This is a genomic window from Streptomyces sp. NPDC046909, from assembly GCF_040644695.1.
Classification (GTDB): Bacteria; Actinomycetota; Actinomycetes; order Streptomycetales; family Streptomycetaceae; genus Streptomyces.
In genome coordinates this window covers 189955-201184 of sequence record NZ_JBEYXC010000009.1, presented here as the reverse complement: position 1 = coordinate 201184, position 11230 = coordinate 189955, and the positions used below count along the sequence as shown (strand labels likewise).

The following is an 11230-nucleotide window of genomic DNA, read 5'->3' as shown; positions in this document are numbered from 1 at the left end:
GGGTGCGGAGCGAAGTACGGCATGCGGTGATCTGCGGAATCCTCCTGGCGGCCCTGTCCGCCTGCGGAGGCACCAACGAACGTCATACGGCGACCTCCGCGGCGAGGCCCACGGCCACCGCCCCCACCGGCATCCCGAAAACCGGCATCCCGAAAACCGGGCTCCCGGACATCGGCGCCCGCCTCCAGCGCCGTGTCCCCGCGGCCTCCCGACAGGTCGTGGCGGTCTACGGCGACGGCAAGGAGTCCCCGGACGCGACGGTCGTCCTCTACGAGAAGCGCGGCCCCGCCTGGGAGCGTCTCCGCAGCTGGCCCGCGCACAACGGCAAGAAGGGCTGGACCACGGACCACCACGAGGGCGACAAACGCAGCCCCGTGGGCGTGTTCACCCTCACCGACGCGGGCGGGGTCCTGAAGAGCCCCGGCTCGAAACTCCCGTACACACAGTCCGCTGCCTTCACCGCCCCGCGCTGGTGGGCCAAGTCGCACTGGCACGACTTCGACTACGTCATCGCCATCGACTACAACCGGGTCAAGGGCACCCCGCCGAACGACCCCACCCGCCCGGAGGGCGAGTCCAAGGGCGGCGGGATCTGGCTGCACATGGACCACGGCAGCGGTACGTCCGCCTGCGTCAGCCTGTCCAGAACCGCGATGGAGTACCTGCTGCGCACGCTCGACCCGGACCGGCATCCTGTGGTGGTGATGGGGGACAGGGCCGACCTGGCGAGCTAGCACTCGCGGGGGAGGCCTCATTGCGGAGAGCGGCCAACTCGCCGTAGAACACCGGCCATGAAGAGACGGATCATCATGTCCATGCTCGCCGGAGCGACCCTCGTGGCGAGCACCCTCCTCGGGACGGCCCCCGCCCGGGCGGCCGGGGCATCGGCCCAATCCGCCGATGTGTCGGTCCAATCCGCCGATGTGCCCGCCGAGTTCGGCTCCGACTGGCACGACCCCATCACCGCCGCCCCGCCCGTCACCAAGCCTTCGGGCAAGTCCTGCGAAGTCACGCTCGCCGAAGCTCAGTTCCGCGATTTCACGCCGTACAAGGGCAGTTACACCCCGCCGGAGGGCTGTGGCGACCGCTGGAGCAAGGTCGTGCTGCGGATGGACGGCAAGGTGAAGGGGCGTCAGTTCGACCGGCTCGGCTATCTGCACGTCGGCGGGGTCGAGATCTTCCGTACGTCGACGCCGGAGCCGTCGCCCGACGGCATCGAGTGGTCCGTGGAGAAGGACGTCACCCGCTACAGCGACACCCTGCGCTCCGGCCAGGACGTCGAGATGCTCATCGGGAACGTCGTCGACGGCACGTACACCGGTGTCATCGACGTCAAGGTCACCCTCACCTTCTACGCCGGCCGTCCCGCCGTCCAGGCCCCCGACCAGGTCCTCACCCCGGCCGACGGCACCGTCACCACCCCGCGCAACAGCGAACGCATCGTCGCCGAGGTGTACGCCACCGGCTCGGGCGGCGGCTGCGAGGAGTACTGGTATCTCACGGTCCCGGACGAGGCGCCGTACTCCTGCAAGGCCGCCGGCGGCCCCTACCGGGAGGTGCAGATCACGGTCGACGGCCAACTCGCCGGAATCGCCGCCCCGTTCCCGCACGTGTGGACCGGCGGCTGGTCCAACCCCTTTCTCTGGTACGTCGTTCCGGGCCCCCGCGCCTTCGACATCAAGCCGATCGAATACGACCTGACGCCGTTCGCCGGGATCCTGAACGACGGCGAGCCGCACCGCGTGCAGGTGGATGTCGTCGGCGTCCCCGAGGGACAGAGCGGCTGGAGCGCACCCGTGAACATCCTCGTCTGGCAGGACGCGAAGCGCGCTCAGGTCACCGGCAAGCTCACCGCGCACTCCGTCGGCGACCTCGCCAACTCCTCGACGTACACGCCCGGTTCGGAGCAGCGCCTGGACACCGAGGGTGCCCATCGGCTCACCGTCGCCGGATACGTCGACACCTCGCACGGCCGGGTCACCACCACCGTCCGCCGCTCCCTGGCGAACACCTCCACGCACCGCTGGACCGACGGCGAGAACTTCGACGCGCTCAAGGCGGCCTGGACGGACGACGAGTCGGTCACCGTCGACGGACGCGGCCCGGCCCGGACCACGCGCACGCACCGGACGTACACGATGGACGGGACCACGACGATCGGCACGGACGACCGGCTGCGGACCGTGCTGACCCTCGGTGACCGGGCCTGGGTCGTCACCGACGGCCGGCGCACCCAGTGGCTCGACGACACCTATACCGGCGACGCCACCTGGACGCTCAACGTCCCGCGCGACCAGCGGCACGCCGTCGGCACGACGAGTGAGCGCTACCGGCTGTACGGCCCAGGCCGCTGCTACGACCGCTCGCTGACCAGCGTTCAGGGGGTGCTCACCGAGGATCGACAGGGCTGCTGACGGGAGTTGTGTGCGATGCGTCACTCAAGGCGTGATTTACGCGGCCGAAACACGGCGGTCTTGTAGGAGATCAACGGCGCGGTCAAAGTGATCGCCACGGAAGCCGCTTTCCGTATCGCAGAAGTTCCCCGTCCGTGCTTCTGTGCGCCAACGTCCCCCACTAGGAGTGCCCGTGCCGCCGTCCGTCCCGTCCCTGCCGCGACGCGTCGCACGCATATTGCGTACCTCTCTCTTCGCCCAGGTCGCCGTCGCGCTGGTCCTCGGCATCGTTGTCGGAAAGCTGTGGCCCGGCTTCGCCTCGGACCTCCAGCCGCTCGGCGACGGCTTCACCCGGCTCATCAAGACGATCATCTCGCCGCTCGTGTTCTGCGTGGTCGTCGTCGGTATCGCCAAGGCCGGCGACCTCAAGGCCTTCGGCCGGATCGGGCTCAAGGCCCTGATCTGGTTCGAGGTCGCGAGCACCCTCGCCCTGCTCATCGGCCTGCTCGCCGCCAACGTCGTCCAGCCCGGCTCAGGCATGAACGTCGACCCGTCCACCCTGGACACCTCGGCGATCGACGCGAAGACGGGCGGCGGCTCGCTGCCCTCGACGACCGAGTTCATCGTCAACGCGATCCCGACCAGTTTCATCGGCGCCTTCGCGGAGAACGCGCTGCTCCAAGTCCTCATCCTGGCCTGCCTGGTGGGCGCCGCGCTGCTGCACCTCGGCCACACCAAGGTGCCGCAGGTGCTGCCCGCCATCGAGCAGGCCCAGGAGATCATCTTCGCGGTCGTCGGCTTCATCATGCGCCTCGCCCCGATCGCCGTGTTCGGCGCGATGGCCGTCCTGATCGGCAACTACGGCCTCGGCGTCATCGAGACCTACGCCAAGCTGATCATCCTGTGCTACGCCGCCGCCGCGCTGTTCATCGCGCTGCTCGCCGTCGCGCTGAAGATGCTCACCGGGCTCAGCCTCTGGAAGTTCCTGCGCTACATCCGCGAGGAGATGCTGCTCGCCCTCGGCACCGCCTCCACCGAGTCGGTCATGCCGCGGGTCATGCAGAAGCTGCGCAAGGCCGGTGCCCGTGACGACGCCGTGGGTCTGGTGCTGCCGACCGGCTACTCCTTCAACCTCGACGGCGCCTCGCTCTACCTCTCCATCGGCACGCTCTTCATCGCCCAGGCGGTGGGCGTCGACCTCAGCCTCGGCCAGCAGATCACCGTCGTCCTGGTGCTGATGCTGACCAGCAAGGGCATGGCCGGCATCCCCGGCTCCGCCTTCCTCGCCCTGTCCGCGACCGCGTCCTCGCTGGGCGCGATCCCGGCCGGAGCCGTCGCCCTGCTCCTCGGCGTGGACCGCATCATGGACTCGATGCGGGTCGTGACGAACCTGCTCGGCAACTGCGTCGCCGTCTTCGCGGTGTCCCGCTGGGAGGGGGCGCTGGACCTGGAGAAGGCGAAGAAGGTGCTGGACGAGGGGAAGACCGAGGCCGAGCCCGATCCCGAGGCCGAGCTCGAACCTGAGGAGGGGGCCGCCGAGGCGGTCGTGCCCGCTCAGAAGACGAAGGAGACGGCCTCCGAGGCCAGTTGACCCCAGCAGCCAGTTGACCCCAGCAGCACAGCGAAGAAGAAGGCCGCGGCTCATCGCCGCGGCCTTCTCTCATGTCTTCAGCACCGCTTCCCCGGCTCGGGCGCAGCCCCGTCCACCAACGTGTCCAGCAGGACACCCAGCACCGCGCGCTCCTTCTCCGTCAGCGGCTCCAGGATCTCCGCCGCCGCCGACCTCCGCGCTCCCCGCAACTCCCGCAGCGCCTTGCGTCCGTCGTCCGTCAGCTCGATCCGGATCACCCGCCGGTTCGTCGGATCCGGCACCCGCCGCACCTTGCCGGCCGCCTCGAGCCCGTCGACCAGCGACGTCACCGCGCGCGGCACGACCTCCAGCCGCTCCGCGAGATCGGCCATCCGCGGCGGCGAGCCGTAGTGCGCGAGCGTGCGCAGCAGCCGCGACTGGGCCGGGGTGATGCCCAGACCGCTCTGCTCGATGTGCCGCTTCTGGATGCGATGCACACGCCGGGTGAACCGGAGCAGCTGCTCGGCGAGCAGGCCGTCGGAATCGGGGGTGGTCGCGGGCGCGGGGTCGGTCATACGGGAACAATAACAGGACCTTGTGCATTGTGAGTATAGGTAACAATGAGCTATGGTCCGTGAGTCTCACCCGACAAGCCTCCCGAAGGAGCCCATGCACCCCGACAACGAACCCAAGTGGACACCGGCCGGCGACTCACCCGAGCAGCCCCGGCAGGTCCGCCGCATCCTGAAACTCTTCCGCCCCTACCGCAGGCGTCTCGCCGTCGTCGGCCTCCTCGTCGGCGCCGCGTCCCTGGTCTCGGTCGCCACGCCCTTCCTGCTGAAGGAGACGCTGGACGTAGCGATCCCCGAGGGCCGCACCGGTCTGCTCAGCCTGCTGGCGCTCGGCATGATCCTCAGCGCCGTACTGACCAGCGTCTTCGGCGTCCTCCAGACCCTGATCTCCACAACGGTCGGCCAGCGCGTCATGCACGACCTGCGCACCGCCGTCTACGACCGCCTCCAGCGGATGTCGCTCGCGTTCTTCACGCGCACGCGTACCGGTGAGGTCCAGTCCCGTATCGCCAACGACATCGGCGGCATGCAGGCGACCGTCACCTCCACCGCCACCTCGCTGGTCTCCAACGCCACCAGCGTCGTCGCCACGATCGTCGCGATGATCGCCCTGGACTGGCGGCTGACCGTCGTCTCGCTCCTGCTGCTCCCCGTCTTCGTGTGGATCAGCCGCCGCGTCGGCAACGAACGCAAGAAGATCACCACCCAGCGCCAGAAGCAGATGGCCGCGATGGCCGCCACCGTCACCGAGTCCCTCTCGGTCAGCGGCATCCTGCTCGGCCGCACCATGGGCCGCTCCGACTCGCTGACCCGGTCCTTCTCGGAGGAGTCCGAGCGGCTGGTCGACCTCGAAGTGCGCTCCAGCATGGCGGGCCGCTGGCGCATGGCCGTCATCACGATCGTCATGGCCGCCATGCCCGCCGTCATCTACTGGACCGCGGGCCTCGCCCTCCAGATGGGCGGCCCGGACGTCTCGATCGGCACCATCGTCGCCTTCGTCTCGCTCCAGCAGGGCCTGTTCCGCCCGGCGGTCAGCCTGCTCGGCACCGGTGTCCAGATCCAGGCCTCCCTCGCGCTGTTCCAGCGCATCTTCGAGTACCTCGACCTGCCCATCGACATCACCGAGCGTGAGAACCCCGTCCACCTCGACACCATCAAGGGCGAGGTCCGCCTGGAGGGCGTCGAGTTCCGGTACGACGACAAGAGCCGCGCCATCCTCGACGGCATCGACATCACCGTCCCCGCCGGCGGCAGCCTCGCGGTCGTCGGCCCGACCGGCGCCGGAAAGTCCACGCTGGGCCACCTGGTTCCGAGGCTGTACGACGTCGCGGGCGGCCGCGTCACCCTCGACGGGGTCGACGTGCGCGACCTCGACTTCGACACCCTCGCCCGCGCGGTCGGCGTCGTCTCGCAGGAGACGTACCTCTTCCACGCCTCGGTCGCCGACAACCTGCGCTTCGCGAAGCCGGACGCCACCGATGAGGAGCTCTATGCGGCGGCGAAGGCGGCGCAGATCCACGACCACATCGCGGGTCTGCCCGACGGTTACGACACGGTCGTCGGCGAGCGCGGCCACCGCTTCTCGGGCGGCGAGAAACAGCGCCTGGCCATCGCCCGGACGATCCTGCGCGACCCGCCGGTCCTGATCCTCGACGAGGCGACCAGCGCGCTGGACACCCGGACCGAGGCGGCCGTCCAGGAGGCCATCGACGCCCTGTCCGCCGACCGCACCACGCTCACCATCGCGCACCGCCTGTCCACCGTCCGCGGCGCCGACCAGATCGTGGTCCTGGACTCCGGGAGCGTGGCCGAGCGCGGTACGCACGAGGAACTCCTGGAGAAGGACGGACGGTACGCCGCCCTCGTACGCCGGGATGCTCAACTGGAACCGACAAGCTGAAGATATGCCGGGTTTGTAACGATCTGGGGGTTACCGTGCCCGCATGTACCAGAACACTCCGTCACGGAGCACGATCCGACTGACGCGCCGGGGCCGACTCGTCCTCATCGCGACCGGGGCCGTCGTGGCCGGCACCGCCGTGGCGGTGCCGCTGCTGAGCCTGGAGAACGACAAGGACGCCAAGCCCACCTCGCTGGTGATCCCCGAGGGCTGGCGCGCGAGCCAGATCTACGACGCCGTCGACAAGGCGCTCGTCCGCCCGGCCGGCACCACCAAGAAGGCGCTCGCCAAGGCCGGTCTGAAGCTGCCGAACGACGCCGAGGGCAACCCGGAGGGCTATCTCTTCCCGGCGACCTATCCGCTGAACGACAAGTCGACTCCCGAGTCGCTGCTGTCGTTCATGGTCAACACGGCGAACCAGAAGTTCAGCGGCGCCCCGGTCGCCGCCGGTGCCCAGCGCAACGCGATGAACGTCTACCAGGCCGTCACCATCGCGAGCATCATCCAGGCGGAGGCGGCCTCCAAGGCCGACATGGGCAAGGTGGCGCGGGTCATCTTCAACCGTCTGGAACGCGGGATGCCGTTGCAGATGGACTCCACCATCAACTACGCCCTCAACCGCTCCACGCTGAAGACGACCGAGGCCGACACCCGGATCGACAGCCCCTACAACTCGTACCAGCGCATGGGCCTGCCGCCGACCCCGATCGACAACCCGGGCGAGGAGGCGGTGCGCGCGGCGATCTCGCCGACGCCGGGCGACTGGCTGTACTTCGTCACGGTGAAGCCGGGGGACACCCGGTTCACGGCGAGCTACGAGGAGCACCTCAAGAACGTGGCGGAGTTCAACGCCCAGCAGAAGAGCGGCGGTTCGCCGAGCGGGAGTTCGCGTCCTTCGCAGGCTCCCAGGAAGTGACCCGGCGGGCGGGACGTCAGGCGGCGGCCTCTTCCCCTTCGAGGCCCTTGTCGAGGTGCTCTTCGAGGAGCCGTCTGATGTCCCGTACGGCCGCACGGCCCGCGCGGTTGGCGCCGATGGTGCTGGCCGACGGGCCGTAGCCGACGAGGTGGACGCGTGGATCGGCGACCGCGCGCGTCCCCTCGACCCGGATCCCGCCGCCCGGCTCGCGCAGCTTGAGCGGCGCGAGATGGTCGACGGCGGCCCGGAAGCCGGTCGCCCACAGGATGACGTCGGCGTCGACGCGCCGCCCGTCACTCCACTCCACGCCCTCCGGAGTGATCCGGTCGAACATCGGCTGCCGGTCGAGGACCCCGTCCTCGATGCCCTGCCGGATCGCGTCGTTCAGCGGCAGCCCCGTCACCGAGACCACGCTCTTCGGCGGCAGCCCCTGCCGCACCCGCTCCTCGACCAGCGCGACGGCCGCCCGGCCGACGTCCTCGGTGAACTGACCCTCGCGGAAGACGGGCGGGCGCCGGGTGACCCAGGTCGTGGAAGCCGCGTACGGGGCGATCTCCAGCAGATGCTGGGTCCCCGACGCGCCCCCGCCGACCACGACGACCCGCTGCCCCGCGAACTCCTCGGGCCCCGGGTACTGCGCGGTGTGCAACTGCCGCCCCCGGAACGTCTCCTGACCCGGATAGCGCGGCCAGAACGGCCGGTCCCAGGTGCCGGTCGCGTTGATCAGCGCCCGCGTCGCCCAGGTCCCGGCCGAGGTCTCGACCAGCAGCCGCCCGCCGTCCCCCTCCCGCACCGCGCGCACATCGACGGGCCGCCGCACCCGCAGATCGAAGGTCCGTTCGTACGCGGCGAAGTACTCGGCGATCACCTCGGAGGACGCCCGCCCGGGATCGGCGCCCGTGAGCTCCATGCCCGGCAGCGCGTGCATCCCGTGCACCTTGCCGTACGTCAGTGAGGGCCACCGGAACTGCCACGCCCCGCCCGGACCGGGGGAGTGGTCCAGGACGACGAAGTCGCGCTCGGGCTCGAAACCGGTCCGGCGCAGGTGGTAGGCGCTGGACAGACCGGCCTGACCAGCGCCTATGACGACGACCTCGGTGTTGTTCACGGTTCTACCAACCATGCCGGGGTCGCGGATCTTCCCCCGAGGTCAGCGCCCTTCGGTCAGTTCCCCGCGGCGCGCGGAGCCGTGGTCGAGGCCGGCAGGCCGCCGTTGTACCGGGGGTCCACGAACTCGGCGAAGTCGACCTTCTTCGGGATCAGCTTCAGCTCGGTGAAGGTGTCGGCGATGGCCTGCTCGGAGGCGATGAGCGGCTTGTCGACCGCGACCGCGACCCGGGTGGAGTTGGTGCGCTTGACCGAGGCCAGCGCCACGTCGTAGGGCAGCCCGGTGTCCTTCGCCCAGACCTTGGCCCACTCTTCCTGGTGGTCGTACACCCATTCTGTGGCCCGGCGCAGCCGCTCCAGGTAGTCCTTGATGGCCGCGGCCTTGTCCTTGTCCGCGAGCGCGCTCGGCGCGGCCACCTGGACGTTGATGCCGTTGACCACCCCTTCGCCGGTGGTGAGGATGCGCCCCTGCTTCGCCTGGAGGATCTGCGAGGTGTACGGGTCCCAGACCGCCCACGCGTCGACCTGGCCGCTGGTGAACGCGGCCAGCGCGTCGGCGGGCTGGAGATACTTGACCTTGATGTCGCTGATCGAGAGCCCGGCGTCCTTCAGCGAGGCGACCAGCTGGTAGTGCGCGGACGAACCCTGCGCCACGGCCACCGACTTGCCCTTGAGGTCGGTGGTCTTCTTCAGCTTCGAGTCGTCGGGTACGAGGATGGCCTCGCCCTTGGAGTTGCCGTGCCAGGCGGCGACCACCTTGATCTTCGACCCCGCGCCCGCCGCGAACACCGGCGGGGTGTTGCCCACGCCGCCGATGTCCACGGCCTTGGCGTTGACGGCCTCCAGCAGGGGCGGGCCGCTGGTGAAGGTCGACCACTTGATCTTGTAGTCGAGGTCGTCGAGTTCACCGGCGGCCCGCAGGATCGCCTCCGAACCACCCTTCTGGTCACCGACGTTGAGCGTGAGGGAGCCCTTGCCGTCGGTGCCGGACCCCGTGCTCGCGGACGAGTCGCCACCGCAGGCGGTGAGCAGGAGGGCGAGGGGGAGGAGCAGTGCGGCGGGGACGAGGCGTCGTCGCATGGGGGTTCCGTTCTTTCTGTCTTGTCGGTGTCGCGGTGGGGGTGTCGGCGTGCGGGGCGTGGAACGTGGGGTGTTGGCGTGCGGGGTGTTCTCGTTCAGGCGGCTTCCGCGGCCGTGTCGACGCCCAGGCGTTCCAGGAGGCTCGTGCGGATCTCGGCGAAGCGGGGGTCGGCGATGTCGCGCGGGCGGTCCAGGTCGATGCGCTCCTCATGGGCGATGACCCCGTCGTCCATCACGAGGACGCGGTCGGCGAGCAGGACGGCCTCCTCGACGTCGTGCGTGACGAGCAGGACCGCGCAGCCGCGCCGCTGCCACAACTCGCCCACCAGACGCTGCGCCTTGATACGGGTGAGCGCGTCGAGCGCGCCGAACGGCTCGTCCAGCAGCAGCAGATCGGGCTCGCGCACCAACGCCCGGGCCAGTGAGGCGCGTTGGGCCTCGCCGCCGGAGAGGGTCTTGGGCCAGGCGTCCGAGCGATGGCTCAGTCCGACCTCGTCGAGGGCCTGGTCGGCGACGGTGCGCGCGGGCTTGCCGGGCAGGCCGAGAAGGACGTTGCGCCACACCTTCTTCCACGGCATCAGCCGGGGCGCCTGGAAGGCGACGGCCTTGCGGCGCGGCACCAGGACGGTGCCCTCGATCTCGCGGTCGAGGCCGGCGAGGATGCGCAGCAGGGTGGACTTGCCGCAGCCGCTGCGGCCGAGGAGGGCCACGAACTCGCCCTTGCGGACGGTGAGTTCGAGGTCGTCGATGACGGCACGGTCGTAGAAGGAACGGGTCAGCCCCGCCACGCGCACCGCGTCTGCGGTCACCGGCCGGTGAACGTCGGTCGCCATTGCAGCAGCAGCCTTTCGAGGGTGCGGACGATGAAGTCGGCGAGGAGGCCGAGGAAGGCGTACACGATCAGGCAGACCACGATCACGTCGGTGCGCAGGAAGTCCCGCGCCTGCACCATGAGGAAGCCGATACCGGAGTCCGCGTTGACCTGCTCGGCGAAGACGAGCGCCAGCCAGGCGATGCCGAGGGAGTAGCGCAGGCCGGTCATGGCGCCGGGCAGTGCCCCCGGCAGGATGACGTGCCGCACGAGCCCCCAGCGCGAGAGCCCCAGGGACTCCCCGGCCTCGATCAACTGGGCGTCCACGCCACGGATTCCGGCGTAGACGTTGAGGTAGAGCGGGAAGGTCACGCCGAGCGTGATGATGGCGACCTTGGGTGCCTCGCCGATCCCGAACCAGATGATGAACAGCGGGATCAGCCCGACGAACGGCACCGTCCGCAGCATCTGCACGGGCGCGTCCACCAGGTCCTCCCCGATCCTGAACAGGCCCGAGACGAGGGCGAGTCCGGTGCCGATGAGGGTGCCGAGGAGCAGACCGGCCGCGACCCGCTGGAGCGAGGTGCCCATGGCGGTGGTGAGCGACCCGTCGGAGATCAGATCACCGGCGACCCGCGCGATACGACTCGGTGGGGCGAGCACGTCGGGGGTCAACACACCGGTGGAGCTGAGGACTTGCCACAGGGCCAGCAGCAGGAGCGGGCCCGTGGTGCGGCGCAGCCAGCGGGGGACGCGGGCGCGGCGGGAGGAGGCGGGGACGATGGGTTCGAGGTCGAGCGGGGCGTCCGCGGTGGATGTAACCGAAATATCGGGTTCATGAGGATGTGGTGGGGCATGGCTGATGCTCATGAGTGCTCCAC

Annotated in this window: 10 protein-coding genes; 5 read left to right on the top strand and 5 right to left on the bottom strand. The window is 69.8% G+C overall.

What is annotated here, in order from left to right; genetic code table 11:
* Positions 1-2 precede the first annotated feature (2 nt).
* The 3 genes from ABZ928_RS29130 (at position 3) to ABZ928_RS29120 (ending at position 3984) form a co-directional block, all read left to right on the top strand.
* Positions 3-734, top strand: a complete 732-nt coding sequence (locus ABZ928_RS29130) for a L,D-transpeptidase family protein (protein ID WP_361525141.1) — start codon at positions 3-5, stop codon at positions 732-734.
* Positions 735-791: 57 nt separating this feature from the next.
* On the top strand, positions 792-2414 hold the full coding sequence (locus ABZ928_RS29125) for a peptide-N4-asparagine amidase (protein WP_361525139.1): 1623 nt from the start codon (positions 792-794) through the stop codon (positions 2412-2414).
* Between the two features lie 172 nt (positions 2415-2586).
* Positions 2587-3984, top strand: coding sequence for a cation:dicarboxylase symporter family transporter (locus tag ABZ928_RS29120; RefSeq protein WP_361525136.1), 1398 nt, complete (start codon positions 2587-2589; stop codon positions 3982-3984).
* Positions 3985-4061: 77 nt separating this feature from the next.
* On the opposite strand, the gene ABZ928_RS29115 is transcribed toward ABZ928_RS29120, so the two are convergent.
* Complete coding sequence (locus ABZ928_RS29115) at positions 4062-4538, bottom strand: MarR family transcriptional regulator (protein ID WP_361525133.1); 477 nt, start codon at positions 4536-4538, stop codon at positions 4062-4064.
* A gap of 94 nt (positions 4539-4632) precedes the next feature.
* Between ABZ928_RS29115 and ABZ928_RS29110 the strand changes: the two genes are divergently transcribed.
* Complete coding sequence (locus ABZ928_RS29110; protein WP_361525131.1) at positions 4633-6435, top strand: ABC transporter ATP-binding protein; 1803 nt, start codon at positions 4633-4635, stop codon at positions 6433-6435.
* 43 nt (positions 6436-6478) lie between these two features.
* The gene (mltG, locus tag ABZ928_RS29105; protein WP_361525128.1) at positions 6479-7351 is read left to right on the top strand and encodes an endolytic transglycosylase MltG; all 873 of its coding nucleotides are present in this window, start codon (positions 6479-6481) and stop codon (positions 7349-7351) included.
* Between the two features lie 16 nt (positions 7352-7367).
* Here mltG and ABZ928_RS29100 read toward each other — a convergent pair whose 3' ends face one another.
* From ABZ928_RS29100 to ABZ928_RS29085, 4 genes are all read right to left on the bottom strand, one after another.
* Positions 7368-8459 (bottom strand): NAD(P)-binding domain-containing protein, encoded by a 1092-nt coding sequence (locus tag ABZ928_RS29100; RefSeq protein WP_361525126.1) that lies wholly within the window; start codon positions 8457-8459, stop codon positions 7368-7370.
* Positions 8460-8515: 56 nt separating this feature from the next.
* Positions 8516-9538: an ABC transporter substrate-binding protein gene (locus tag ABZ928_RS29095; protein WP_361525123.1), complete on the bottom strand. Its 1023-nt coding sequence runs from the start codon at positions 9536-9538 to the stop codon at positions 8516-8518.
* 95 nt (positions 9539-9633) lie between these two features.
* A complete protein-coding gene (locus tag ABZ928_RS29090) occupies positions 9634-10371 on the bottom strand; it encodes an ABC transporter ATP-binding protein (protein ID WP_361525121.1) in 738 nt (245 codons plus the stop codon).
* The gene (locus ABZ928_RS29085; RefSeq protein ID WP_361525118.1) at positions 10344-11219 is read right to left on the bottom strand and encodes an ABC transporter permease; all 876 of its coding nucleotides are present in this window, start codon (positions 11217-11219) and stop codon (positions 10344-10346) included. Before ABZ928_RS29085 ends, ABZ928_RS29090 begins: the two co-directional genes overlap by 28 nt.
* Between the last annotated feature and the right edge of the window lie 11 nt (positions 11220-11230).

What these genes read in the sequence shown, in the direction of transcription:
- ABZ928_RS29115 (WP_361525133.1), bottom strand. Translation starts at nt 4,538, where the DNA reads ATGACCGACCCCGCGCCCGCGACCACCCCCGATTCCGACGGCCTGCTC.
- ABZ928_RS29090 (WP_361525121.1), bottom strand. Translation starts at nt 10,371, where the DNA reads ATGGCGACCGACGTTCACCGGCCGGTGACCGCAGACGCGGTGCGCGTG.
- mltG (WP_361525128.1), top strand. Translation starts at nt 6,479, where the DNA reads ATGTACCAGAACACTCCGTCACGGAGCACGATCCGACTGACGCGCCGG.
- ABZ928_RS29125 (WP_361525139.1), top strand. Translation starts at nt 792, where the DNA reads ATGAAGAGACGGATCATCATGTCCATGCTCGCCGGAGCGACCCTCGTG.
- ABZ928_RS29095 (WP_361525123.1), bottom strand. Translation starts at nt 9,538, where the DNA reads ATGCGACGACGCCTCGTCCCCGCCGCACTGCTCCTCCCCCTCGCCCTC.
- ABZ928_RS29085 (WP_361525118.1), bottom strand. Translation starts at nt 11,219, where the DNA reads ATGAGCATCAGCCATGCCCCACCACATCCTCATGAACCCGATATTTCG.
- ABZ928_RS29110 (WP_361525131.1), top strand. Translation starts at nt 4,633, where the DNA reads ATGCACCCCGACAACGAACCCAAGTGGACACCGGCCGGCGACTCACCC.